This is a genomic window from Pseudomonas sp. B10 (assembly GCF_900156235.1).
Classification (GTDB): Bacteria; Pseudomonadota; Gammaproteobacteria; order Pseudomonadales; family Pseudomonadaceae; genus Aquipseudomonas; species Aquipseudomonas siliginis.
On record NZ_LT707063.1, the window covers coordinates 1671151 to 1696524 of the forward strand.

27 protein-coding genes are annotated in these 25374 nt (G+C 61.4%); 10 read left to right on the plus strand and 17 right to left on the minus strand.

Annotated elements, in window-relative coordinates:
* Positions 1-92: 92 nt before the first annotated feature.
* The 4 genes from BXA01_RS07425 to BXA01_RS07440 form a co-directional block, all read right to left on the minus strand.
* Entirely contained in the window at positions 93-596 is a 504-nt protein-coding gene (locus BXA01_RS07425; protein ID WP_016770874.1) for a universal stress protein, read from the minus strand.
* 97 nt (positions 597-693) lie between these two features.
* Positions 694-1599 (minus strand): 5'-nucleotidase, encoded by a 906-nt coding sequence (locus BXA01_RS07430; RefSeq protein ID WP_076563726.1) that lies wholly within the window; start codon positions 1597-1599, stop codon positions 694-696.
* A 22-nt stretch (positions 1600-1621) separates the two neighbouring features.
* Positions 1622-2578 carry a putative 2-dehydropantoate 2-reductase gene (locus tag BXA01_RS07435; protein WP_076563727.1) on the minus strand — a complete coding sequence of 319 codons (957 nt, stop codon included), beginning with the start codon at positions 2576-2578 and terminating at the stop codon, positions 1622-1624.
* Positions 2575-2961 (minus strand): thioredoxin family protein, encoded by a 387-nt coding sequence (locus BXA01_RS07440; RefSeq protein ID WP_076563728.1) that lies wholly within the window; start codon positions 2959-2961, stop codon positions 2575-2577. The genes BXA01_RS07435 and BXA01_RS07440 overlap by 4 nt, the downstream gene beginning before the upstream one ends.
* Between BXA01_RS07440 and BXA01_RS07445 the strand changes: the two genes are divergently transcribed.
* Positions 2960-3403 (plus strand): PilZ domain-containing protein, encoded by a 444-nt coding sequence (locus BXA01_RS07445; protein WP_056788469.1) that lies wholly within the window; start codon positions 2960-2962, stop codon positions 3401-3403. The genes BXA01_RS07440 and BXA01_RS07445 overlap by 2 nt on opposite strands.
* Before the next feature lie 129 nt (positions 3404-3532).
* Positions 3533-4609: a 3-deoxy-7-phosphoheptulonate synthase gene (locus BXA01_RS07450; protein ID WP_016770878.1), complete on the plus strand. Its 1077-nt coding sequence runs from the start codon at positions 3533-3535 to the stop codon at positions 4607-4609.
* Between the two features lie 60 nt (positions 4610-4669).
* Here the strand turns inward: BXA01_RS07450 and BXA01_RS07455 are convergent, their stop codons facing one another.
* Entirely contained in the window at positions 4670-4951 is a 282-nt protein-coding gene (locus BXA01_RS07455; RefSeq protein WP_016770879.1) for a GNAT family N-acetyltransferase, read from the minus strand.
* Between the two features lie 639 nt (positions 4952-5590).
* On the opposite strand from BXA01_RS07455, the gene oprI reads away from it, so the two are divergent.
* Complete coding sequence (oprI, locus tag BXA01_RS07460; RefSeq protein ID WP_003183784.1) at positions 5591-5842, plus strand: outer membrane lipoprotei OprI; 252 nt, start codon at positions 5591-5593, stop codon at positions 5840-5842.
* Between the two features lie 125 nt (positions 5843-5967).
* On the opposite strand, the gene BXA01_RS07465 is transcribed toward oprI, so the two are convergent.
* From BXA01_RS07465 to BXA01_RS07475, 3 genes are all read right to left on the minus strand, one after another.
* Positions 5968-6939 carry a L,D-transpeptidase family protein gene (locus BXA01_RS07465; RefSeq protein ID WP_024013783.1) on the minus strand — a complete coding sequence of 324 codons (972 nt, stop codon included), beginning with the start codon at positions 6937-6939 and terminating at the stop codon, positions 5968-5970.
* A 212-nt stretch (positions 6940-7151) separates the two neighbouring features.
* Positions 7152-7445 carry a hypothetical protein gene (locus BXA01_RS07470; RefSeq protein ID WP_016770881.1) on the minus strand — a complete coding sequence of 98 codons (294 nt, stop codon included), beginning with the start codon at positions 7443-7445 and terminating at the stop codon, positions 7152-7154.
* Between the two features lie 57 nt (positions 7446-7502).
* Entirely contained in the window at positions 7503-8108 is a 606-nt protein-coding gene (locus BXA01_RS07475; protein WP_076563729.1) for an arylesterase, read from the minus strand.
* 10 nt (positions 8109-8118) lie between these two features.
* Between BXA01_RS07475 and BXA01_RS07480 the strand changes: the two genes are divergently transcribed.
* From BXA01_RS07480 to greB, 3 genes are read left to right on the plus strand one after another with little or no spacing between them, the layout of a single operon-like run.
* The gene (locus BXA01_RS07480) at positions 8119-8802 is read left to right on the plus strand and encodes an ABC transporter ATP-binding protein (RefSeq protein ID WP_076563730.1); all 684 of its coding nucleotides are present in this window, start codon (positions 8119-8121) and stop codon (positions 8800-8802) included.
* Positions 8802-11306 carry an ABC transporter permease gene (locus BXA01_RS07485; RefSeq protein WP_076563731.1) on the plus strand — a complete coding sequence of 835 codons (2505 nt, stop codon included), beginning with the start codon at positions 8802-8804 and terminating at the stop codon, positions 11304-11306. The genes BXA01_RS07480 and BXA01_RS07485 overlap by 1 nt, the downstream gene beginning before the upstream one ends.
* A 34-nt stretch (positions 11307-11340) precedes the next feature.
* Positions 11341-11838 (plus strand): transcription elongation factor GreB, encoded by a 498-nt coding sequence (gene greB, locus BXA01_RS07490; protein ID WP_076563732.1) that lies wholly within the window; start codon positions 11341-11343, stop codon positions 11836-11838.
* A 6-nt stretch (positions 11839-11844) separates the two neighbouring features.
* On the opposite strand, the gene BXA01_RS07495 is transcribed toward greB, so the two are convergent.
* The 3 genes from BXA01_RS07495 to BXA01_RS07505 all read right to left on the minus strand — a co-directional run bounded on the left by BXA01_RS07495 (position 11845) and on the right by BXA01_RS07505 (position 14371).
* Positions 11845-12153 (minus strand): hypothetical protein, encoded by a 309-nt coding sequence (locus BXA01_RS07495; RefSeq protein ID WP_076563733.1) that lies wholly within the window; start codon positions 12151-12153, stop codon positions 11845-11847.
* A gap of 248 nt (positions 12154-12401) precedes the next feature.
* Complete coding sequence (locus BXA01_RS07500) at positions 12402-12836, minus strand: DoxX family protein (protein WP_076563734.1); 435 nt, start codon at positions 12834-12836, stop codon at positions 12402-12404.
* Positions 12837-12949: 113 nt separating this feature from the next.
* Entirely contained in the window at positions 12950-14371 is a 1422-nt protein-coding gene (locus BXA01_RS07505; protein WP_041478391.1) for a transglycosylase SLT domain-containing protein, read from the minus strand.
* A 234-nt stretch (positions 14372-14605) separates the two neighbouring features.
* On the opposite strand from BXA01_RS07505, the gene BXA01_RS07510 reads away from it, so the two are divergent.
* From BXA01_RS07510 to BXA01_RS07520, 3 genes are all read left to right on the plus strand, one after another.
* Positions 14606-15412, plus strand: coding sequence for a TatD family hydrolase (locus BXA01_RS07510; RefSeq protein ID WP_076563735.1), 807 nt, complete (start codon positions 14606-14608; stop codon positions 15410-15412).
* 207 nt (positions 15413-15619) lie between these two features.
* Positions 15620-17101, plus strand: coding sequence for a methyl-accepting chemotaxis protein (locus tag BXA01_RS07515; RefSeq protein WP_076563736.1), 1482 nt, complete (start codon positions 15620-15622; stop codon positions 17099-17101).
* A gap of 202 nt (positions 17102-17303) precedes the next feature.
* The gene (locus BXA01_RS07520; RefSeq protein WP_041478386.1) at positions 17304-17669 is read left to right on the plus strand and encodes an Mpo1-like protein; all 366 of its coding nucleotides are present in this window, start codon (positions 17304-17306) and stop codon (positions 17667-17669) included.
* Position 17670: 1 nt separating this feature from the next.
* Here BXA01_RS07520 and BXA01_RS07525 read toward each other — a convergent pair whose 3' ends face one another.
* From BXA01_RS07525 to BXA01_RS07535, 3 genes are all read right to left on the minus strand, one after another.
* A complete protein-coding gene (locus BXA01_RS07525; protein ID WP_076563737.1) occupies positions 17671-18465 on the minus strand; it encodes an acyl-CoA thioesterase in 795 nt (264 codons plus the stop codon).
* Between the two features lie 235 nt (positions 18466-18700).
* Positions 18701-19462: a CHAD domain-containing protein gene (locus tag BXA01_RS07530; RefSeq protein WP_076563738.1), complete on the minus strand. Its 762-nt coding sequence runs from the start codon at positions 19460-19462 to the stop codon at positions 18701-18703.
* 106 nt (positions 19463-19568) lie between these two features.
* A complete protein-coding gene (locus BXA01_RS07535; RefSeq protein ID WP_016770894.1) occupies positions 19569-19847 on the minus strand; it encodes a hypothetical protein in 279 nt (92 codons plus the stop codon).
* Between the two features lie 214 nt (positions 19848-20061).
* Between BXA01_RS07535 and BXA01_RS07540 the strand changes: the two genes are divergently transcribed.
* Entirely contained in the window at positions 20062-21099 is a 1038-nt protein-coding gene (locus tag BXA01_RS07540; protein ID WP_076563739.1) for a patatin-like phospholipase family protein, read from the plus strand.
* A gap of 124 nt (positions 21100-21223) precedes the next feature.
* Here BXA01_RS07540 and BXA01_RS07545 read toward each other — a convergent pair whose 3' ends face one another.
* From BXA01_RS07545 to kdpC, 3 genes are all read right to left on the minus strand, one after another.
* A complete protein-coding gene (locus tag BXA01_RS07545; protein WP_071173139.1) occupies positions 21224-21922 on the minus strand; it encodes a response regulator in 699 nt (232 codons plus the stop codon).
* Between the two features lie 48 nt (positions 21923-21970).
* Entirely contained in the window at positions 21971-24622 is a 2652-nt protein-coding gene (locus tag BXA01_RS07550; RefSeq protein ID WP_076563740.1) for a sensor histidine kinase, read from the minus strand.
* A 132-nt stretch (positions 24623-24754) separates the two neighbouring features.
* Positions 24755-25300 carry a potassium-transporting ATPase subunit KdpC gene (kdpC, locus tag BXA01_RS07555; RefSeq protein WP_076563741.1) on the minus strand — a complete coding sequence of 182 codons (546 nt, stop codon included), beginning with the start codon at positions 25298-25300 and terminating at the stop codon, positions 24755-24757.
* Positions 25301-25374 lie beyond the last annotated feature (74 nt).

The window sequence follows — 25374 nt, forward strand, 5'->3', positions numbered from 1 at the left end:
GACGCCACGGGCATCAGCGACGGTATATAACTATATTAATGGTTCGAAGAATAAATCTAGAACTTTTTTATCAAAACGCCATTATTCCTGCTTCAGCGATCCTCACGCCGCCGGCGTTCCATCAGCGGCACCAGATAGACCGGCACCTTGGCCAATTGCAGGACCCGCGCCGCCGTGCGCCCCAACGGCGTTTCCGCGCCGACACCATGGCTGTGACTGCCGACGATCAGCAGATCGACCGAGAGCTTGTGCACCTGATCGAGAATCACCTGCGACGGGTCGCCCTGCAGCACGCGCACCGCGCGAATGCGCTGCAGATCCTGTTCGCCGTCGTCCCCCAGCTCTTCACGAAAGCTGTCGAGCACCCGTTGTTCGATATTGGCGATGACTGTTTTCAGACCCTGACTATGGAATTCGTTCAATGCCTGTTCGTCGAGATAGCTTTGCAGCACCGACTCGGCAAACAGGCCCATGGGTTCCACCGCGTGTACTACATACAGATCGGCATTGAAGGTGCGCGCCAAGGCCAGGGCATGCTGCATCACGAACGGTGCGTACAGACCGAGGTCGGTGGCATACAGCATTGAGCGAATCATGGGACCTCCTCGCGAGCCAACGATGGCGGAGATTGATTCAGCTTAGCAGTGCCTTGGCGAGTACGACGTGCGACGCAACGTCCTGAATGAAAAGGCTCTAGATCGACGGTTCGTTGCTGATGCCATGGGGCACGTGGCCGGTGGCGACCACTTCGCGAGCCAGTTCGCAATGGCCGGTCTGGTCATCGAAGAACACGTCGGCGGCGAAGGCTTCGAGGAACGCCGATTTGGTCAGGCCACCGAGAAACAGCGACTCATCGAGACGAATATCCCATTCCCGCAAGGTGCGAATCACCCGCTCATGGGCCGGCGCCGAACGCGCGGTCACCAGCGCCGTGCGGATCGGGCAATCGTCATCGGGAAACTCGCGCTGCAACAGATTGAGCGCTGCCAGAAAGCCCTTGAACGGCCCACCGCGCAAAGGCTCGCGTGCCGATTCGCGTTCCTTGGCCTGAAACGCTTCCAGGCCGCCGGACTGATAGACGCGCTCGGACTCGTCCGAGAAGATCACCGCATCACCGTCGAAGGCGATACGCAATTCATCGCTGGCCGCGCGGCTGGCGCCACCGGACAGAATCGTGGCGGCGGCGAACCCGGCGTCCAGCGCCGCACGCACGTCTTCGGCGTGGGTCGAGAGAAACAGGTCGCAGCCAAACGCTTTCAGATACGGATACGGACTGCGCCCGCCGACGAACGCCGCGCGAGAAATCGCCAGGCCGTAATGATGAATCGAATTGAACACGCGCAGCCCGGTGTCGGCGCTGTTGCGGGAAACCAGAATCACCTCGACCCGCGCGCGGCCGAGGCGACTGTTCAGGCTCAGGAGTTTTTCCACCAGCGGGAACGCATCGCCCGGCGCGAGGATTTCGTCTTCGTGCTCGATCTGATATTGCCGATAGGCTTCGACGCCGCTCGACAGGTAGACCTTGTGGCTTTCGCTCAGGTCGAACAAGGCGCGCGAGGAAATCGCCAGCACCAGTTTGTCATCGATGTTATTGCCCATGCCTTCCCCCAGAACAACCGACTCAGGTATTGCGTCGGTCGATAAAACCCAAATGACGATACAACGCCTCGATGCGCGGCAACTCGCAGCCCGCCGCTTTCGCCGCCGCCAGTGGCCGGGCGTAGATCGCCTCCAGCTCCAGCGGGCGTTTGTGTGCAAAGTCGTGGTACATGCTCGGCCAGTAATCGGGCATTTTTTCCGTCATGGTGAACAGGTACTCGGCATAGCCGGGCGGGATCTCGTAACCACAGGCCTTGGCACCCTGAACCACTTCCGCCATCAACGCCTGAATCGACAGGCGGCTGTCAGCATCAGCCATCAGCGCTTCGGTTCCCGCGCCGAGCAATACTGAAAGTCCGTTATAGGGAATATTCCACACCAGTTTCTGCCAGCGCGCCTGATGCAGGTTGGCCATCGCCTGCGAGTCGATGCCGGCGGCACGGAACAGCCCGGCGCCCTCCTCGACGATCGCCATGCGCGCTACTTCATCAATGGCCGAGCCGCTGTGATAACCGACATTCACCGCGCCAAGGGCCTGATGGGTAATCTGCCCCGGCCCCTCGCGGTGCACGCAGATCAGGCACAGACCACCGAGCAGATGCAGTGAATCCGGCAACAGTGGCCGCAGGCTGTCTTCGACATCCAGACCGTTCTGCAGCAACAGCACTTTTGCGTCAGGTTTGGCGGCCTGAATGATCGCCGGGGCCAGACCGGCGTTGCTGGTGGTCTTGGTGCCGACCAGCAGCCAGTCACAGGGTGGCATGTCTTCGGCAGCGGAATAGGCATTGGCCGGATTCAGCGTCAACGGCCCGTGCACCGCACTGTTGATCTGCAAACCGCACTCAGCCACTGCGGAAAATTCGCTGCGCAACAAGAAATGCACATCGAAACCGGCACGCGCCAGCATCACCCCGTAAAACCCACCGATCGCACCGGTGCCGATAATCCCCACCACCGGTTTGCTGACTGTCTCGCTCATGGCAACTCCTCTGCAATTCGACCCAGCGCCTGCGCTACTGCCTGGTTGAGTTGGTCAACCGTCAGACGTGTGTGCACTGCGCCAAAGAACTCGCCGTCGCGCACCACAAACAGCGCCGGCAAATGAAACACCTGATAACGCTCGACCAGGCCGCCGTTGTTGCCGGCGTCGATCCAGCACAGCCGATCGATCGCCAGCGGCATGCCTGGCAACACCTCGCGGGCATAACGACAACTGGCGCAGCCGACGCTGGTGAAGATCACCAGAGAAACCCCGCGCATCGCCAGCAGCCGCTGGTCGGCGTCGAAGTCGGTCAGCTCGGATTCGACCACTATACTGGAGGAAACAATGTCAGATGGCCGACACAGGGAGTCTGTGCTCATGGGACGTTTCATTCCTCATCCGGACGAAGTGCCGGTTGAATTGACGTTACTCAAGCCTGAATGCATTTCCAGACAACAGCTGCACACTATCAGCCTCGGCGGCATCGCTTGCAATTACCACCGCGCCTGGCGCCACGGCACTGCGCTGCAAGTACGCATGCCGACGCTGAATGCCGACTTCTGTTGCCCGGGCTATGTGGCCTGGTGTCTGCGCCGTAAAAAAGGCTATCTGGTGGGCATCGCTTTCACTGATGAACAGACCCTGTTCAGCGCGCGAATGGGTGAGCAGGTGTGTCAGATCGAACGCTATTCGCGCATGCAGGACAGCCACGACGACCTGCAGGATAGTCAGGCGCTGGCCCTGCAATGGGTCGAGGAGCATGCCGAAGAGTTCTCCCACGACAACTTGCGCAAGGCTTTCGCGCAGCCAGCGCTGGACTAAAGCACAGTTTGCCCATTGTCGAGCCGCCTCTGACGCGCTAAGGTTCGGCTCCCCCGACGCGCTAAATCTGCTGTGCTCCGCCGCGCGGGGATCGCTGGCGGCCGGCACCCGTGACCTGACGAGTAAACGATGGCTGATTTACCGATCAACGACCTAAACGTCGCCTCTAACGAGACCCTGATCACTCCCGATCAGCTCAAGCGTGATATCCCCCTGAGCGACGCCGCCCTGCGCACCGTCACCAAGGGCCGCGAAGTCATTCGCAACATTCTCGATGGCACCGACCACCGTCTGTTCGTCGTGATCGGCCCGTGCTCGATTCACGACATCAAGGCGGCCCACGAATACGCCGATCGCCTCAAGGTGCTCGCCGAGGAAGTCTCCGACACCCTGTATCTGGTCATGCGTGTGTATTTCGAGAAGCCGCGTACCACCGTCGGCTGGAAAGGTCTGATCAACGATCCGTATCTGGACGACTCGTTCAAGATCCAGGACGGTCTGCACATCGGTCGTCAGTTGCTGCTCGACCTGGCCGAGAAAGGCCTGCCGACCGCGACCGAAGCCCTCGACCCGATCTCCCCGCAGTATCTGCAGGATCTGATCAGCTGGTCGGCCATCGGCGCGCGTACCACCGAATCGCAGACTCACCGCGAAATGGCTTCCGGCCTGTCCTCGGCCGTCGGCTTCAAGAACGGCACCGACGGCGGCCTGACCGTGGCGATCAACGCCTTGCAGTCGGTGTCCAGCCCGCACCGTTTCCTCGGCATCAACCAGGAAGGTGGCGTGTCGATCGTCACCACCAAAGGCAACGCCTACGGTCACGTGGTGCTGCGTGGCGGTAATGGCAAGCCGAACTATGATTCGGTCAGCGTTGCGCTCTGCGAGCAGGCGCTGAACAAGGCGAAGATCAAACCGAACATCATGGTCGATTGCAGCCACGCCAACTCCAACAAGGACCCGGCCCTGCAACCGCTGGTGATGGAAAACGTCGCCAACCAGATCCTCGAAGGCAACCAGTCGATCATCGGTCTGATGGTTGAGAGCCATTTGAACTGGGGCTGCCAGGCAATCCCGAAAGACCTCGCCGACCTGCAATACGGCGTGTCGATCACCGATGCCTGCATCGATTGGTCTGCTACCGAAAACACCTTGCGCAGCATGCACGCCAAGCTCAAGGACGTATTGCCGAAGCGTCAGCGCACGTAAGCTGCGTTTTACGGGCATAAAAAAACGCCGGACATTGTCCGGCGTTTTTGTGTGTGCGATTCAGATCTTCGCGGCGCGGCGCTGATGGCGTTCCATGTAGCGCTCGACGTAGGAGCATGACGGGATCACCGTGTAGCCCATTTCTTCGGCGTATTGCAGCGCGCGTTCGGTCAGCGCTGCGGCAATGCCACGGCCGCGCAGGGCATTGGGCACGAAGGTGCGGTAGATATCCAGGGTCTGCTTGCCCAGATCCATGTAGGTCAGGTAAGCACGATGACCGTCCACAGTGGTCTCGAATTGATGACCAGCCTGGTCATGGTGGATGGACAACGCCTCGCTCATCACTACTCCTCGCGGGTCTTGAATTGTGACCCCTACCTTACCGATGTTTTTCCGGCGAAGGAACATCTACGCCACCCCGTGCCTGATGGACACTGAGAAGAGCCACACCGATCTCGCGCAATCTGACACCTGCTGAATAGTAGGCACCATTGGCGAAAATGCTCAAGGTACGCTCGTCATCGGATGGTTTGCGTGCATTGGCATCGATGGTCGCAGGTTCGGCAGCAAGACAATCTTTGCGTGCCGTTTGCCTGAACATTGCCGGAATGTTGAGACTTAAGACGTGCGACCTTTTTTAAAGTCACCTGTACATCAACAAAGATACGCGAAGCGCTTCGCAGAACCTGAACAAAAGTGTGGACGAATTCATTTAGAAAGACTTTAGCCGAAGTCGCAAAAACAGCGCGCGAGCGCGGGAACTTTTCCCGTTTGAGTCGCTCACGCCGGGGCTTGCAGCTGGATATTTTTTATACAGCGCAGTTAAAAGTTGCTCGAAAAAGAATCAACGCCTACAATTTTTTTTGCTTCTTGCGCTACGTCAGTTTACTTACTACAAGTAATGGGTAGTATGTACGCCGGCTATTTCCTCAATCGTGAGGAGACAGCCACTTAATTTGAAAGTCCTTGAAGGGGAACACGATGAACAACGTTCTGAAATTCTCTGCTCTGGCTCTGGCCGCAGTTCTGGCTACCGGTTGCAGCAGCGCATCGAAAGAAACCGAAGCACGTCTGACCGCTACTGAAGACGCAGCTGCTCGCTCCCAGGCTCGTGCAGACGAAGCTTACCGTAAAGCTGATGAAGCTCTGGCTGCTGCTCAAAAAGCACAACAGACTGCTGACGAAGCTAACGAGCGTGCTCTGCGCATGCTGGAAAAAGCTAGCCGCAAGTAATAATCCCTCGGGATTGTTATCGAGCCGATCCGGTTTTCCGGGTCGGCTTTTTTGTGCCCGGTGCTTTTCCCCGGGCAATAAAAAACCCGCCGACGCTGCTCGCATCGGCGGGTTTCGATCAGCTCTTATTGCTGCAGATCGATCGGTGCACTGCTCACCATTGGCGCAGAGGTATTCGGCACGGCGATCTCTACCGGCAGGCCGTCTTCGGCCGCAACCACATCACGCACCACATCCCAGTTCATGCGCAGGTTGCTGGTGATGTCTTCACGCTTGAGCATCGCGTTGATTACCGCGGTGTGCTTGTCGACTACCGACGGATTGCCCTTGTCGTCGAGCGGCGTGTGCGCTTCCAGATAGACCTTGCCGCCACTGCGACCGAACTTGTACGGGTCGTTGATGATGCGCACCGAGGTGCCGACCGGGACCATGCCGGCCATTTCCAGCACGTTGTTGTTGAACATGCGGAAGCAGCCGTGGCTGGTGCGCATGCCAATACCGAACTTCTTGTTCGAACCATGGATCAGGTAGCCCGGCGTGCCGAGGGTGAACTTGAACGGCCCCAGCGGGTTATCAGGACCGGCCGGCACCACATTCGGCAGCGGATCACCGTCAGCGGCGTGTTCGGCCTTGATCGAGGCCGGAGGCGTCCACGTCGGGTTCGGTGTCTTGGCGATGATCGAGGTGTGCGCGATCGGCGAGCCCCAGCCTTCACGGCCGATACCCAGCGGGAAGGTGTACACCACGTCGCGGCCTTTCGGATAGTAATAGAGACGGTATTCGGCAAGGTTGATGACGATGCCTTCACGCGGGCCCGGTGGCAGGATGAAGCGCGTCGGCAGGACGATCTCGGTACCGGCCCCCGGCAGCCAGGCATCGATGCCCGGGTTGGCCGCAACCATTTCCGAATAACCCAGATCGTAGGTGGTACCCAGATCGGCGAAGGTGTCTTCGTACTTGGCTTTGATCACCTGCACCTGGCCGACGATGTCTTCGCCGGGTGGTGGCAGGGGAAGCTCCAATGCAGCAACGGGGCCGGCCACACACAGGGCGGCAAGTGACAGGCAGCGGGTGACGGCAGGAAAGCGCGGCAACATCCGGAAAATCCTTCGCATGATCATCAAGGGTATAAGAGCGCGATTGTACACCGCGGCTTGGGAATTCGGGGAGGTAGCACCGCTATTGGCGACGGGGTGCTTTCAAGGTGGGAGCGAGCCTGCTCGCGAAAGCAGTGGGTCAGCGACCATAAATGTCGATTGATAAAACCCCTTCGCGAGCAGGCTCGCTCCCACACTTTGATCTTCAGCGCTCAGAGTTCGAAACGCAGCTCAGGCCAGATCGGCGACGTACCGCGCTTCTGCGATTCGAGAATCGCCCGGCACAGCGAGCACAGACGCTGATCCTGGAACACTCGGCGATCAACATTCGACCAGCGCGGTTGCGCCGGCAGCAGAGTGCCGCACAGCGTGCGATCGGCCGAGCCACCGAGTTCCAGCTGCCGCGTCACCAGATGCACCCGCACTTCCTGGCAGGCGAACAGATCCAGCTGCTCGTCAGGCTCGATCAGTTGGTAGGCAAACAGGGACCAGGCAGGACGCGGCATCGGGGGCTCCAAATTAGGGGGCGCCACATTAGCCGAAAGCCTGCCTGTAGAAAAGCCTCATAACAGCGGTTTTAGCGTCGGCCAGACATTTTCCAGCAACTTGCTCTGAGCCCCGGCCGCCGGGTGCAGACCGTCGGCCTGCATCAGCTCCGGATGACCACCGACACCTTCGAGAAAAAACGGCACCAACGGGATGTTTTTCTCTTCGGCGAGCTTGCCGTAAACCTCGGCGAACGAATCGGTGTAGCGCTTGCCATAATTGGGTGGCAACTGCATGCCGAGCAGCAGCACTTTCGCGCCGCTCTGCCGCGAGCTGTCGATCATCGAGGCAAGATTTTGTTGCAATTGCGTTGGCGGCATCCCGCGCAGGCCGTCATTGCCACCCAGCTCGAGGATTACCAACTCCGGCTTATGCTCTGCAAGCAGCGCCGGCAGCCGCGCCTGGCCTCCGGCACTGGTGTCGCCACTGATCGAGGCGTTGACCACTTTATCGTCGAAACCCTCCTGTTTGAGCCGCTGCTCGAGCAGCGAGACCCACCCCAGACGGGTATCCAGGCCGAAACCGGCGCTGATACTATCGCCAACGATCAGGACAGTACCCGCCGCTGCGTTCTGGGCCATGCACATCAAGGCCAGGCCAGCACTCAAAAACCATACACGCATCGGATTCTCCATGGGCGCAAGCATTCTCACCGCGAAGAACCTCAGCAAAGTGGTCCCTAGCGCGGAAGGTGAACTGACTATCCTGCACGAACTCAGCCTGGAACTGAACAAGGGCGACAGCCTGGCCATCGTCGGCGCGTCCGGTTCCGGCAAATCCACCCTCCTCGGCCTGCTCGCCGGCCTCGACCTGCCCAGCAGCGGCGAAGTCACCCTCGCCGGCCAGGACCTGAGCAATCTCGACGAAGACCAGCGCGCACGAATCCGTGCCGAGCACGTCGGGTTCGTCTTCCAGTCGTTCCAGTTGCTCGACAGCCTCAATGCGCTGGAAAACGTCATGCTGCCGCTTGAACTCGACGGCCGCAAAGATGCCCGCGAGCGCGCCACGCAATTGCTCCAGCGCGTCGGCCTCGGCCAGCGCCTGACCCACTCGCCGCGCCAGCTCTCCGGTGGTGAACAGCAGCGCGTGGCCATCGCCCGCGCCTTCGCCGCCGAACCGGACGTGCTGTTCGCCGACGAGCCGACCGGCAACCTCGACAGCCACACCGGCGAGCGCATCAGCGACTTGCTGTTCGAATTGAACAAGGAACGCGGCACCACCCTGGTGCTGGTGACCCACGACGAACGCCTGGCCCATCGCTGCCGGCGCCTGATCCGTCTTGAAGCCGGGCTGCTGGTCGCCCCTCTGGAGCCTTGATGGCACGTCTGCCGCTGTTGCGTCTGTTCAGCCTTGCCCTGCGCCAGCTCATGCGCGATGCCCGCGCCGGTGAGTTGCGCGTGTTGTTCTTTGCGCTGGTGGTGGCCGTCGCGGCGAGCACCGCGATCGGCTATTTCGGCGCCCGCCTCAATGGCGCGATGATGCTGCGCGCTACCGAGTTTCTCGGTGCCGATCTGGTCCTTGAAGGCAGCTCGCCGGCCCGCGAGGAGCAAATCCGCAGCGGCACCGAACTGCGCCTGAATCATGCGCAAGTGGTGGAGTTCTCCAGCGTCATTGCCACCGACAACGGCATTCAGCTGTCGAGCATCAAAGCTGTCGACCGTGCCTATCCATTGCGTGGCGAGTTGAAAAGCGCGCCCGCGCCATTTGCCAATGAAGAAGTCGGCGGCGAACCGCAACCCGGTGAAGCCTGGGTCGAGGCGCGTCTGTTGACCGCGCTGGATCTGAAGATCGGCGACAGCATCGACGTCGGCATGAAGACGCTCAAGCTGACCCGCGTGCTGACCTACGAGCCGGATCGCGCCGGCAACTTCTACAGCCTGACGCCAAGGGTGTTGATCAATCTTGATGACCTCGCCGCCACCGGCGTGGTGCAACCGGGCAGCCGAGTGAGTTATCGCGAGCTCTGGCGCGGCGAACCGCAGGCGCTGGAAACTTATCGCGAGCTGATCAAACCGGGCCTCGCTGCAAACCAGCGAATCCAGGATGCCCGTGACGGTAACCGGCAGATTGGCGGTGCGCTGGGCAAGGCCGAGCGCTACCTGAACATGGCCAGTCTGGTCGCGGTGTTGTTGGCTGGCGTGGCCGTGGCGCTGTCGGCCAATCGTTTCGCCAGTCGCCGTTTCGACGCCAGTGCCTTGCTGCGCTGCCTCGGCTTGTCGCGCCGGGAAACCATGGTGCTGTTCAGCCTGCAACTGACCGTGCTCGGCCTGATTGCCGCCGTCAGTGGCGCCCTGCTCGGCTGGCTGGCGCAACTGGGGCTGTTCGCGTTGCTGCATGATTTGCTGCCAAGTGACGTGCCACCGGGTGGGCTGTTTCCGGCGATGGCCGGGATTGGCACCGGGCTGGTGGCGCTAGCGGGTTTCGCCTTGCCGCCTTTGGCTGCACTGGGTCGCGTGCCGCCGCTGCGGGTGTTGCGCCGCGACATGCTGCCGATCCCCTCGAGCACATGGATGGTCTACGGCGCGGCGCTGGGTGCGCTGGGCCTGATCATGTGGCGTCTGAGCCTCGACCTGCTGCTGACCTTCGCCCTGCTCGGCGGTGGCGTGGTCGCCGCGCTGGTGCTGGGCGGCCTGCTGTTGTTGCTGCTGCAAAGCCTGCGCCGCCTGCTCGCCCGCGCCTCGTTGCCATGGCGTCTGGGCCTTGGCCAGTTGTTGCGGCATCCATTGGCGGCAGCCGGGCAGTCGCTGGCGTTCGGTCTGATCCTGTTGTCGATGGCGCTGATCGCACTGCTGCGCGGCGAACTGCTCGACACCTGGCAAAACCAGCTACCGAAAAACGCACCGAACTATTTCGCGCTGAATATCCTCCCGGCGGACAAACAGGCTTTCGCCGATCACCTGATCAAGGTGTCCGCGCAAGCGGCGCCGTTGTATCCGGTGGTGCCGGGTCGGTTGATCAGCATCAATGGCGAGGCGGTGCAGCAAATCGTCAGCAAGGAGTCCGCCGGTGACCGCGCCATTCAGCGTGACCTGAGCCTGACCTGGGCGGCGGATCTGCCGGCCGGCAACAAGCTAACCGCCGGCTCGTGGTGGAGCAGCCAGCCGTCCGACGACGTGCCAGGGGTTTCGGTGGAAGGCAAGGTGGCCGAAAGCCTGAAACTCAAACTCGGCGATCACATGGTGTTCAGCGTTGGCGGGGTCAATCGCGAAGCGAAGGTCACCAGCCTGCGCGAGATCAACTGGGACAACTTCCAGCCGAACTTCTTCATGATCTTCCAGCCCGGCACCTTGAAGGATCTGCCGGCGACCTACCTGACCAGTTTCTATCTGGCTCCGGGGCATGATCAGCAGATTGTCGAGTTGTCGCGGACCTTTCCGGCGGTGACCATCCTGCAGGTCGAGGCCTTGCTCGAACAGCTGCGCAGCATCCTCGCTCAGGTCACTCTGGCGGTGGAATATGTATTGTTGTTTGTTCTGGCTGCGGGGATGGCGGTGCTGTTCTCCGGTCTGCAAGCGACGCTGGATGAACGCATCCGCCAAGGTGCGCTGTTGCGCGCGCTGGGTGCCGAGCGGCAGTTGCTGATCAAGGCGCGGCGTATCGAGTTCGGTCTGTTGGGTGCGGTCAGCGGTCTGCTCGCGGCGATCGGTTCGGAGGTGGTCAGTCTGGTGCTGTACCGCTTCGCTTTTGATCTGCCATGGCACCCGCATCCATGGCTGCTGGTGCTGCCGTTGATTGGCGCCGCACTGATTGGTGGTGCCGGTGTGTTCGGCACGCGTCGCGCTCTGACTGCGAGCCCACTGACAGTGTTGCGCGAGGGTTGATAGACTCAAGCGGTCTTAATCACAAGAAGTCGCCATGAGCCGTTATCGCCCTCCCCGCACCGCCGGCACCGCGCTGATCACCCCCGAGGGTGAAGCGCGAATGCGCGCCGAATTCCATGAGTTGTGGCATGTGCGTCGCCCGCAGGTCACCCAAGCGGTGAGTGAAGCGGCGGCGCAGGGTGATCGTTCGGAAAACGCCGAATACACCTACGGCAAGAAGATGCTGCGCGAAATCGACAGCCGCGTGCGTTTTCTCACCAAACGCCTGGAAGCGCTCAAGGTAGTCAGCGAAAAACCCAGCGACCCGCACAAGGTCTATTTCGGCGCCTGGGTAACCATCGAAGACGAAGACGGCAAGCAATCGCGCTACCGCATCGTCGGCCCCGATGAACTGGACCTCAAACAGGGTTTGATCAGCATCGACTCGCCGCTGGCCCGCGCGCTGATCGGCAAGGCACTCGACGCAGAAGTGCGGGTGCAAACGCCGACCGGCGAGCAGTTCGTTTATATCGTTGCGATTGAATACCCGTAAGACTGATCAGCGCCGAGTGATCAGGCCCTGCCGCGCAACGCGGGTCAGTTGATTGATCATGTCCGGCGCATCTTCTGCGCTCGGCGCCTGAATCACCGCCAGATCGAAGCTGTCCGTAGCGAAACGCGCCAGCGACTCGCCGTCATCAACAAACTGGATCAGGAACGCGGCAGGACCGCCGCTGCGACGTGGCCAGCCATCGAGATAACGCAACAGCGTCGGCTGGTGTTTGCCGCCAAGAAGAATTTTCGGGTTGCGCTGGGTGACATGTGCCGTGATCGGCGCGGGACGTGCTGGAGGGCGTAGTGCGTTCATCGTATCGTGTCTCTGCCTCAAAAGTCTGCATGGCAGGTGAGAGGCAACACCGAACCAGCGCTTTAGCGGTATTTCGAAGCCCTGTTCCGGCTTCTGACGGTAACTGTAGAAGTCACCTGGCGCCCCGCAAGTAGCTGTTTAAATCGGCGCATGGGCAACATCCTAGAGAACGTGACCGATCAGTGTCAAGAATCGCCCGCAACAAAAAAGGCCCGCGCAATGCGGGCCTTTGCCTTGAGCCAGAGCCTTCAACCGGCGATGGCGCGATCCGCCGAGAGCTTGCCGGCACCTTCGATCAGTACCGCGATGCTGCCGGCCAGCAGAGCCAGAGCAAACTCATAACCGTTGTTGGCCATGAACAAACCGTTGCCGATGTGCACCGAGAAGATCGCAACCAGCGAGAGGAACGCCAGACCCAGTGCCGCCGGGCGTGCCAGCAGGCCGATGATCAGCGCCAGACCGGCGAAGAACTCGGTACCGCCGGCCAGCGAGGCCATCAGATAGCCAGGGGTCAGGCCGATGCTTTCCATCCATTGCGCGGTGCCGGCCAGGCCGTAACCACCGAACAGACCAAAGAGTTTCTGCGAACCGTGGGCGGCGAAGATCACGCCGACAGCAATGCGCAGGACAGTCAGGCCGTAACCGGCGCGGGTGAACAGAACCTTGTTGATCAGAGAGTTCATGGTGCATTCCTTGTTGTGCAGAAGTGTTTGTGTGTTTGGGTTGGTCGCTATATTAATCAGTTTATTTCATGTTTAAAGCGCAAAAATTTCGCCATAACAATCGAATTGTTAGATTATTTCCGTGTGACCACTTTCTGCTGCCGGGGCTCGAGCGACTCTCGCTCCCGGTCGAATGCCAGGTAATACTTGTTCACGCTATTAACATAGCTGACGGCGCCCATACCCACCTGCTCCATGGCAATGCGTTCGACCTGGAAGAACCACTGGTTGGGATTGAGGCCACGGCGGCGGGCTTCGGCGCGCATGCCCTGCACGCGCTCGGGGCCGATGTTGTACGCGGCGAGGGTGAACGCCATGCGCTCACGCTCGTTGAGTTTCGGGCTGCTGAAGAACTTGCGGCGGATCATCGCCAGGTACTTGGCGCCGGCCTGCACATTCGCATCGAGATTCTGGATATTGCTCACGCCGACCCGCTGCGCGGCGGATGGGGTGATCTGCATCAGCCCGGTCGGGCCGCTGCCGCTGCGAGCGTTGGGCTGCAGACGCGATTCCTTGAACGCCAGCGCCGCCAGGTTAAGCCAGTCCATGTTCTGCGCATCGGCGTGCTTTTGCAGGGTCGGACGGAGTTTTTCCAGACGCTGGCGATCGGCCTTGGCCAGCGGATTGTGCACCTGATACAGGCGTCGATAGATGCGCAGAAAAGCGGCGTCTTCGTCCGACGGTCTCTTGTAACCGGTGAGGAAGCGATCAATGCTCGCGCGCAACATCGACGCATCGCGACGCACGAACCAATGTTCTTCGCCCGGCTCGCCGAGGCTCAGTTGCCGATCGAGACGCAGTTTCGGCAGGATCTTGCCCCAACGCTCGGCAATCGGTTGCTCGACAATGGTCAGGTGGAAAATCCCGCCCTGGACCATCTCCAGCACATCTTCGACCGCCAGCGTCGGATCGACCCACTCGATATTGATCGGCGCCAGTTTGTGCAGCGCCAGTTTCTGGTTGAGCTGACTGACCACCTCCCCCGCCGCACTACCGGTGGGCAAGGCCAGGGTCTTGCCGGACAGTTGCTCGACCTTGGTGTAACGGCGCTGGCCCTTGATCCCGACCAGCACCAGCGGCACGTTGCTGGCAATTGGCTCACTGCTGGCGACCGCGTAGCCAGAAGGCAGATCGAGCAATTCACCGGGCGCGACCATGTCGCCTTCGCCGCGCTGCAAAGCGCCGAGCAATTGATCCTTGGCTTTGGGAATGATCTTGAGGGTGACTTCCTGGCCGTCGCGAGCATGGCCATTGAGGTATTGCTCGAACGCGCGCAGTCGGTGGTACTCGACACCGATGGCCTGGCCCTGGACCTCGCCGGAGCTGTTGCGGCTCTGATTGACCAACACCCGCAACACGCGGCTGCTGCGAATGTCCGAAAGGTCGCGAACCTTGCTCGCCGGCACGGCTTGCAGCGGCCCGGGCAGGCGCGCGACCGCCGTCATCGGCAGCAGCAGCGCAGCACACAACAGCAGCAGAACCGAGGGACGATGCATCCACTCTCCGAAAAGAATACGGGGCGATTCGTCGCAAAAAAGACGACATCACCGACGAAAACAGAGCGCTCTGAGCGCTGGCAAAGTGCGAGAGACTGGCACAGTGATGGCATCGTCGCCACCCCGGAGTTCGTCGCGGCCTCAACAGACAGCCATAAGTCTTTGTAGTTCTTGGCTTTTCTTATAAATCTACAGCTCTGATATGCTTTCCGGCCTTCGGCCCGAGGTAGCACCATGCAACTCATCGATATCGGCGTCAACCTGACCAACCCCAGTTTCGCCGACAAACACCAGGCCGTGCTCGACCGCGCCTACGCCGCCGGCGTCTGCCAACTGGTACTGACCGGCACCAGCGTCGAGGGTAGCGGGCAGGCGCTGGAACTGTGCCAGCAACTGGATGAAAGCGGCCAACGGCTGTTCGCCACGGCCGGTATTCACCCCCATTCGGCCAGCGACTGGAATGCTGACAGCGCGCGTCGCCTGCGCAGTCTGTTGAACGAATCCAGCGTCGTCGCGGTGGGCGAATGCGGGCTGGATTTCAACCGCGACTTCTCCCCGCGCGCGCAACAGGAAAAGGTCCTGGAAGAACATCTGGCGCTGGCCGTCGAGCTGCAATTGCCGGTGTTCCTGCACGAGCGCGATGCCAGTCAGCGCCTGCTGGAGATCCTCAAGGACTTCCGCGATCAACTGCCGGCGGCGGTGGTGCATTGCTTCACTGGCGAACAGAAAGCCCTGTTCAGCTACCTCGATCTGGATCTGCACATCGGCATCACCGGCTGGATCTGCGACGAACGCCGGGGCACGCATCTGCATCCATTGGTCAAAGAGATCAAGCCGGGGCGGCTGATGCTGGAAAGCGATGCGCCATATCTGCTGCCGCGCACGTTGCGGCCGAAGCCGAAAAACGGCCGCAACGAACCGGCGTATCTGACCGAAGTGCTGCGCGAAGTGGCGTTGCATCGCGGCGAGACCGAGGAAGCGCTGGCCGCACATACCACCGCGTGTGCCCGGGCGTTTTTTAAACTCCCCATTCTCATCTGACTGCACACGTCCCCTGTGGGAGCGAGCCTGCTCGCGAAGGCGGTGGATCAGCTACAAATGGGCTGAAGGACGCAGCGCTTTCGCGAGCAGGCTCGCTCCCACAATAGATCTCGGCATCTGTTGATTCATATCAAAACTCCCGAATCTGCATAGCGGCACAATAATGGCACCTTGCCAAAACTGTTTCCGCTATCAGAGAAGACCTCCATGGGTGCCTGGCTTAGCAACATCTCGCTGAAATACAAATTCTGGGCGGTCAACGCGGTCGCCTTTGTCACCACCCTGCTGCTGGTGCTGTACGCCGTACATCTCGAACAACAGGCCCGCAGCCACGCCGCGCAGGTGTCCGCGCAGGCGCAGGCGCAGTTGCTCAAGGCCTGGCCGACCGGGCAAGCGCTGCCCAAATCCGCTCAAGTGCTGGCCTTCAAGCGCGGTGAAGCGCCGCGTCTCAATGATCAACCGCTGCTGGAAATCACCGGCAGCAACGGCTGGAACGCCATCAATGAGATGCCGCTGTTCGGCGACAACCCATTGATGGGCGCCGAAGTGTTCAGCCGTGCCGACGGCGAGCAAGTGGCGGTCATCGCCTCCGCCCCGAGCCTGAACCAGGTGTTCAGCGAGCGTTTCGCCAACTATGCACTGGCGGTCTTCGTCCTGATGCTGGCGATGCTCGGCGCTTCGCAACTGCTGATCCGCTTTCTGCTCAGCCAGCTCAACACGTTGAAAGACGTGATGCTGCACGTTGAAAAAACCGGCGATCTTTCTGCTCGTGTGCCGCTGGTGGGCAAGGACGAAGTCGGGCAGATGGCCAATGCCTTCAACGCCATGCAGGCCGGTTATCAACGCGTCGTGAGCACCGTTGCCAGCACCGCTCGACAACTGGATGACGGCGCTGCGCGGCTGGCCTCGAGCATGAATGATGTGCGCCACGGCATGCTTGGCCAGCAAAGCGAAACCGATCAGGCCGCCACTGCGATCAACGAAATGACCGCCACCGTTTATCACATCGCGCAACACGCCGGCGCCACCCGCGATCTGTCGAAAACCGCCGATGGTCTCGCTGGAAGCGGTCAGCAGGTGGTGGCGCGCGTGCAGCAATCGATTGCCGGGTTGTCCAGCGGCGTGCAGCAGACAGCAGAGATGATTCAACGCCTGGCCGAGGACAGCCAGAAGATCAACGGCGTGGTCAGCGTGATTCACAGCATCGCCGAACAGACCAATCTGCTCGCGCTGAATGCGGCGATCGAAGCGGCCCGCGCCGGGGAGATGGGTCGCGGCTTTGCCGTGGTCGCCGATGAAGTGCGCAATCTCGCCAAGCGCGTGCAGGCGTCGACTGACGAGATCACCGGCATGATCGCCGCGTTGCAGGCCGGCACCCGCGATGCGGTGGATTTCATGCAGGAGAGTTCGTACAAGGCCGACGACTGCGTGCAGCAGGCGCAGGAGGCTGGCGCGGCGTTGGCGGAAATCACCGGGGCAGTGGCGCAGATGCGCGAAAGCAACACGCAGATTGCCGTGGCGGCGGAACAGCAGAGTCAGGTTGCCGAGGAGATGAACCGGGCCGTGGTGAGTATTCGTGACGTGACTGAAAATACCGTGCAGCAGACGGTGGATTCGGCGACGACCAGTAACGAGCTGGCGACGTTGGCCGGGGAGCTGAACAAGGCGATAGGTCAGTTGAAATTGTGAGTCCGCTTTCGCGAGCAGGCTCGCTCCCACATGCACCATTGAATCAATGTGGGAGCGAGCCTGCTCGCGAAGGCGTCAGAGGCATCTACATCGAATCCTGCGATGACGGCTATCACTTCAATAGCCAACCTTGATTCGCCGCCCTCCGCGCCCGGGCCTATTCTTCAAGCATGTGTTCAACATGGATCGAGGAGTAGCAAACATGGGCAAACGTCACCCCAACCTTCCCGCGTGGCAATGGCGCGCTTACCCGGGCAATCATCAGCATCCGACCAATCTGGTCCTGCACCTGATTGCCGTGCCGCTGTTCATCGTGGCGTTTCTGCTGATCGTCTCGGGGGTGTTCAGCCTGAGCCTGGCCAGCGTCGCCATCGGCGTGATCGGTATCGTCGCGGCGCTGGGTCTGCAGCGCCACGGTCACGGCCTGGAGGCGCAAGCCTCCGAGCCGTTCAGTGATCGCAAAGATGCCGTGTCACGTTTGCTGGTCGAGCAGTTTCTGACCTTCCCACGGTTCTTTCTCAGCGGTGGCTGGTGGCGCGCCTGGCGTGAGCGCCACCGTCGGCATTGAGTCAGGCGAAGATCGTCACGGTCTGCCGACTCATGGCAATCAACTCCCCTTTCGCACTCCACAACTTCGCGGCGACATGGCCGTAACCGTCGGCCGCGTATTCGATATCGGCCAGGTATTGGCACCAGTCCAGCGTGCTCAAGTCGTGTAACGGCTGCACGAATTCGATGGTCCAGGTCAGCGTGCTACCCGGTGCCGGTTTCTTCAGATACGGCAACAGCGCCGGCGGCCAGGCATCCACCAGCGCCAGCAGATGCGCCTCGTTGACCGGCTCCTCTTTGACATCCCCACGCAACCGCACCCAGCCGCCCATCAAGCGCGAGGCCGTGCCGGAGAACGGAATGCCGCCGACGCTCCAGCGCATCGCCAGATGGCGCATGAATTCCGGGGTAACGCCTTTGATGTACGGCAGCTCCTGGCATTCGTCCCAGTGTTTCATGGTCGGCGCCGGATAGGCTTCGACGGCGACTTCCGAAGGCCGCGAGGCACCGAAGCTGCCCTGAATGATCGTCACCACTTGGCCATTTTGCATGGCACGGCCCAACACCTGGCTGACCGCTTTGCCTTCACGCAGCACGTCAACTTCGAAACTCACCGGCACTTCCGGCTCGACCGGGCCGACAAAGGTAATCGCCAGCGAACGCACCGGGCGCTCCGCCGGCACCCTGGCACGCATGGCTTCAAATTGCAGCGCGGCCACCAGTCCGCCAAAACTGGCGCGGCCCTGCCCCCATTCAGCGGGGATGATTACTTCAGGTTGTTGGCGGACAGCATCGAGCAGATCGCAAAAGCGCATGGCAACCTCGGAAAACGACAAAGGAATGCGCGGATCTTACCCAGCCCCGGGCGGCGGCGCAGCGTCTATTCCGGTCAAATGGGCTGACAGATAGGCCTTGGCCCGATTCCTTCAAGCGACAAATCACCTTGTGGGAGCGAGCCTGCTCGCGAAAGCGGTCGATCAGTCGACAACGATTGCGACTGACACGGCCTCTTCGCGAGCAGGCTCGCTCCCACAGGGAACGGAGTCATCTTCAGGAATGTTTGAAACACGTCGCGCTGAGCTTTTCCAGCACTTGGTCGGCCTTCAGCTCTGCCTTGATCAACCCCGCCTGCCAAGTCGCCACGCACGGTTGCAGATCGGCTTCCTGCTCGGCCCGGGCCAGCCATTGCCAGCAATCGTGCCAATCGCCCAATGCGCCTTGCGCCGATTTCAGGCGTTTGTAAGCCGGTTTCGGCAAGCGATCGAGCTCGGGATAGGCTTCGATGCCATAGCGCACGCGTTTGATCAGCAGGCGCAGACGATGGCGGTCATGGGCGGGATCGTGCAGCGCCGCGTCGAGCTTCTGCCATTGTTTGCCCAGGCGTTTTTCAATGCGTTTACCCAGATCCTTGAGCAAGCCCTGACGCTCGGACGCGCGCAGAAACCGTGGAAATGCGTCGAGAATCATCAGCAACGAAGCCAATTCAGCACTCGCCGCCAGCGCCGGATACGCCTCGGCCATTTGCGCCAGACGCCGCTGCGCAGCCTCGGGTTGATCATGCTCGAGCAGATACGCCGCGAGCACTTCGCGATCACGCCACGGTGTGGTCAGATCGCCCACCGCAGAAGCCGCCGCCTCCAGTTGCTCGACACCCGGCAAGCCGCGCAACGGCCGCAACAGACTGCGCAAGCGCCGCACCGTAGTGCGCAAATCATGCAACGCCTCGGGATCAGTGCGCGCAGTCAAGCGCGCCTGACATGCCAGCAGCCGCACATCCAGGCTCAAAACATGAGCCACCAAGCGATCGATCATGGGGGTCTACTCCGTAGACGGCTGCAAGTTTCTAGCTACAAGCTTCAAGCTGAATGCGTTTGCTTCAAAGCTTGCCGCTTGCAGCTAGAAACTTGCAGCTGCTTTTTTAACGTCCTGCGCGGGACTCGCGAATGTAGAAGCGGGCTTTTTCGGCTTTCTTGCTGCAGCCTTCAAAGCCTTCGAATTGTTGCTGGGTCTTGGCGGCGGTCAGCAGCGACAGCGCTTTGGAATAGCTGACGGTGCCGGCGAAGCCTTCAGCCTTGGCCAGGTCCAGTTCGTGCCAGGCCGCGTCGAGTTGGCTGCCGCAGCTGTCGCGGTACGCGGTTTTGCCGGCGCAACCGGCCAGAACCAGAGCCATCAACGGTACACAGATCCAGGCTTTCATCACTCACACCTCAAGGTAGGTCAACAGTCGTGCAGGTAAGACGGTCAAGCGGTGAAAAAGTGCCTCGCTGACCGGTCAAACCACGTGGCGCAGAGCATAGCGCGCAAGCGTGCGCCGCGAACGAAAAACGACGTCACCGCTTCGCGCAACGACCTTGGCGATTGAGCCGCTTGGCCGATGCGTGCATTGTGCAGGCTTGTCGGGAGGAAGTTTGATGAAAAAGCGTGTCGCACTGGTGCTGGGCTCCGGTGGCGCCCGGGGCTATGCCCATATCGGCGTTATCGAAGAAATTGAAAGACGCGGCTACGACATCGCCTGCATTGCCGGTTGTTCGATGGGCGCGGTGGTCGGCGGGATCTATGCCGCCGGCAAACTGGATGAGTACCGGCGCTGGATCGAAAGCCTCGATTACCTCGACGTGCTGCGCCTGGTTGATGTGAGTTTTCGTCTCGGCGCGATTCGCGGCGAAAAGGTCTTCGGGCAGATTCGCAAGATCGTCGGCGAGATCAACATCGAAGACCTGCGCATCCCCTACACCGCCGTCGCCGCCGACCTGACCAATCAGCAGGAAATCTGGTTTCAGGAAGGCTGCCTGCATCAGGCCATGCGCGCCTCGGCGGCGATTCCCAGCCTGTTTACCCCGGTGATGCAGGGCAACCGCATGCTGGTCGACGGCGGCATTCTCAATCCGTTGCCGATCGTTCCGGTGGTATCGAGCCACTGCGATCTGATCATCGCGGTCAACCTCAACGCCACCAATCAGCGCCAGTACAAATTGCCGGTGATCGAGCGGCCAGCGGCGTTCCGTTCGCGCTTCGACAGTCTGATCAAATCCATGGGTTCGAAGTTGCCGTTCCGGCGTAAACAGGCCGAGCAATTGTTGAAGCTGGAGCAGGAAGCCTTGCGCGCCGAGGCGGCGGAGATCAATCCGTGGCTCGAAGGCGTCGAACCGGAAAGCCAACAACCGGCCGCCGCCCCGGAACGCGAAGGCGCGCCGAAATCCGCCACCGGTTCGTTCATCATCGATAACGTCGGGCCGGCGTCGTTGCTGGATTTGATCAACCAGAGTTTCGAGGTGATGCAGACCTCACTGGCGCAGTACAAGATTGCCGGGTATCCGCCGGACATCCTGATCAACGTGCCGAAGCGGGTATGCCGGTTTTTCGAGTTCTACAAAGCGCCGGAGTTGATCGCGCTGGGCAGACAGATTGCCAGTGATACGCTGGATCGGTATGAGCAGGAGCAGGGTTGAAATCCTGAAAGTCCTTCAGTGTTTATTCTTGCCTCTTCGCGAGCAAGCTCGCTCCCACAGAGGAATGCATTCCAAATGTGGGAGCGAGCTTGCTCGCGAAAGCGCCGGATCGGCCACTACAAAGCTACAGGCCGTTCTCACTCAACAACCGATACCCCACCCCCGCCTCAGTCACAATAAACCGCGGCCGGGTCGGGTCATCCGCCAGTTTCTGCCGCAGATGCCCGACCACGATGCGCAGGTAATGACTGTCCTCGGTGTGCGTCGGTCCCCAGATATCCTTGAGCAATTGCTGCTGGGTGATTACCCGCCCCGGATGCCGCGCCAGTTGCGCGAGCACCGCGTATTCCTTGCGGGTCAGGGCGACTTCGGCACCGTCGAGCAGCACGCGCCGATAGGCCAGATCCACGGTCAGAGGGCCGAAACTCAGCGCCGCTGGCTGCGCCTCCCCCGCCGGTGCCTGACGCAACAACGCGCGAACCCGGGCGAGAAATTCCTGAATGCCGAACGGTTTGGTCACATAGTCATTGGCGCCGCCATCCAGCGCTTCGACCTTCTGCCCTTCACTGGCGCGCACCGACAGCACCAGCACTGGCGTGGTCGCCCACTCGCGCAACTCGCGCAGGACCTGCTGACCGTCCATGTCCGGCAGGCCGAGATCGAGCACCACCAGGTCCGGTTTGCTCAGCGCGGCTTGTGCCAGGCCTTCAGCGCCGGTGCCGGCTTCGAGCACTTTGTAGCCTTGTGAAGCGAGGCTGATGCGCAGGAATTTGCGGATCTGCGGTTCGTCGTCGATGACCAAAATGGTCGCGGTCTGGCTCATGAATTCACATCAACACAATAGATTGGCAAGAGAGTAGCGCAGTCGACTTCAAGCTTCACCGTCCATCCCCGGTTGTGCCTGCAACGGCAGGTGCAAAGTGATGCAGGTGCCGCGCCCGTCGATGCCGTCAGCCACGGAAATACGCCCGCCGTGGGCGCCGACCATGCCCTGACAGATCGCCAGCCCCAACCCCGTGCCCTGCCCGCCGCGATCACCGCGCGCGGCGGTGTAGAACATGTCGAAAATCTTCGCTCGATCCTCTTCGGGAATCCCCGGGCCTTCATCGCTGACCGAAAAGAAAATTTCCTGCTCATCGGCACCGGCGCGCAGTTGCAGGCGACCGTGGCTGGGGGAAAAGCGCGCGGCGTTCTCCAGCACGTTGACCAGCGCCTGTTCGATCAACGCCGCGTGCACATAGAGCAACGGCAACTCGGCCGGCACTTCGGTGCTGACCTGCAGCGGCGCCAGCACCGCGCGCAGGCGGTTGAGTGAACTGCCGACGATATCGGCTGGCGACACCCAGTCCCGCGCCAGCTTCAGGGCGCCGTGGCCGAGGCGAGTCATGTCGAGCAGGTTCTGAATGTAGCGGTCGAGGCGTTCGGCTTCGTCGCGGGTGCCTTCGAGCAGCTCGCGGCGATCCTCCAGCGGAATCGCTTCGCCGAGGGCCAACAGGCTGTCGATGCTGCCGCGCATGGCCGTCAGCGGCGTGCGCAAATCGTGGGACACCGAGGCCAGCAAGGCGCTGCGTAACTGTTCGGTTTCGCCGTGCAGACGCGCCGCTTCGAGGTCATCGGCCAATTGCGCGCGGGCCAGGGCTTGCGCCAGCGGCTGGCTCAGCGCAGTGAGCAAACGCCGGCGCTGACCGCTCAAGCTCTGGCCTTCCTTGGCGCAAACACCAAGCAACGCCAGCGGCCCGTCCTCGACCGACAACGGCCACCACCACCAACGCCCCAGCGGCAAGGTGCCGGTGCCCTTGCCCGCCGGTTGATCGTGTTGCCAGGCCCAATCGGCGGCGGCGCGTTCGGCCTCGGTAAATTGCAGTGGCCCGCCGGTTTCGACTTTCCAGCCGCCCTGGCCGTCGCGGTTGAGCAGGCACAATTGCACATCGCTCCAGCCTTCGAGGTGCTGCGCGGCGGCGCTGATCACGGCCTGGCGATCAGTCGCGGCGGTGAGTTTGCGCGACAGGTCGAGCAGTTCGCTGGTCTCTTCCTGGGTATCGCGCAAAGCCTGCAACTGGCGACGCTGACGCGCCGCGAGGTTGCCGGTTAGGGCCGCCATCAACAGGAAGAACAGCAGCGTCAGCACGTCTTCTTCGCGCTGAATGCTGAAAGAGAAATTCGGCGGGATGAACAGAAAATCGTAGGTGAGAAACGACAGCGCCGCACAGGCCAGCGCCGGGCCGAGGCTGCTGCGCACCGCCACCAGCAACACCGCCGCGAGAAACACCAGCGAGATGTTCGGCAACGGCAACACACTAGACACCGCCCAGGCCAAGGCAGTGGCCAACAACGTCGCGACCAGCGCCAGCGCGTAGTCGAACCACACCAGCGTGACTGAATTACGCGGGCGCGGTTGGTGCTGCTCGTGATCACTGTCGAGCACGTTGATTTCCAGACCGTGCGCCTGACGCAGCAGGCGCGCCGCCAGACCACCGCCGAACAGTCGACGGCGCAAGCGCGGCCGCGACTGGCCGACCAGCAACAGACTGGCGCGGCGCTCGGCGGCGTGTTGGATCAGGGTTTTCGCCACCTCGCCGGCCCGCAACAGCACTACTTCGCCACCGAGGCGTTCGGCAAGTTGCTGGGCGCTTTGCAAACGCAACCGCGATTGCTCGTCACGGGCACTGCCGTTGTCGACATGCACCAGACTCCACGGCAGATGCCGGCGCTGGGCGACGCGGCTGGCGTGACGCACCAGCCGTTCGGCCTGCGCATCGCCATCGATGCCGACCAGCAAACGCCCGCGCACCGCCGGCGCGGCCTGGCCGAGTTGGCGATAGCCTTGGGCGAGATCGTTGTCGACCTGCGCGGCGGCGGTCTGCATCGCCAGTTCACGCAGTGCGGTGAGATTGGTCTGGGTGAAAAACGCATCGATGGCGGCGCGGGCCTGTTCCGGCACGTAGACCTTGCCTTCGCGCAGACGCTCAAGCAATTCACGCGGCGGCAAGTCGATCAGCAGCAGCTCGAAAGCTTCCTGCAGGACCCAGTCCGGCAGGGTTTCGCGCACCTGCACGCCAGTGATGCCGCGCACCTGATCATTGAGGCTTTCCAGGTGCTGGACGTTGACCGTGGTGAACACGTCGATGCCGGCGGCGAGCAGTTCCTGAATGTCTTGCCAGCGCTTGGCGTGACGGCTGCCGGGGGCGTTGCTGTGGGCCAGTTCATCCACCAGCACAAGCTTCGGTTTGGCGGCGAGAATGCCGTCGAGGTCCATTTCCTCAAGCAGCACGCCACGGTATTCGCTGCGCACCAACGGCTGCTGCGGCAGGCCACCGAGCAAGGCTTCGGTTTCGGCGCGGCCATGGGTTTCGACAACGCCGGCCAGGACCTTCACGCCCTGGCGCAGTTGCGTGTGCGCGGCCTGAAGCATGGCGTAGGTCTTGCCGACCCCGGGGGCGGCGCCGAGGAAAACCTTGAGCCGGCCACGGCCATCGCGGGGCAGGTCTGCTAACAATGCGTCGGCGCGGCCGGAGTCGCTCATGCTGGGGATGCTCTCTTTCTTCTGAGGTTTATGCGGTGATTGTCAGGGCGCCTTCGCGAGCAGGCTCGCTCCCACATGGATATGCATTCCAAAGGTGGGAGCGAGCCTGCTCGCGAATGGCCGCGCCGCCGATTACAGGTTTTGCAGTGCCAGATTCAGCTCCAGCACATTCACCACCGGCGGCCCCACCAGCGGCTGTTCGATGTGCTTATCGAGCAATTGCTGCACGGTCGACACCGGTAAGTTACGCGCTGCTGCGACACGCGCCAGTTGATAGGCAATTGCCGCCGGTGGCAAGTGCGGATCGAGGCCGCTGGCGGAGGTGGTCAGCAAGGCCAATGGCACCGGCCCCTGCCCAGCGACTTGTTGTTTTTGTGCGTCTTCGATTACGCGGGTCGCCAAGGCCGGATTGCTCGGCGCGAGGTTGCTGGCGCCGCTGGCGACCGTGGCAAAAGCCCCGGCGGACGGGCGTGGGTGGAACCAGTTGTCACCGCTGAAATCCTGGGCGATCAGCGACGAGCCGCGGACTTTGCCGTCGGCGTCGTGGATCAGGCTGCCATTGGCCTGATCCGGGAAAGCGACCTGGGCAATGCCGGTGACCGCGAGTGGATAGGCGACGCCGGTGATCAGGGTCATCAGCGCCAACAGGGTCAGGGCCGGGCGTATCATTGTGGACATTGCAGAATCCTCGATTCAGAAACCAGTACTGTGTTGAGTCAGATAAGCAGTGGCGCATTCTTCGCGAGCAGGCT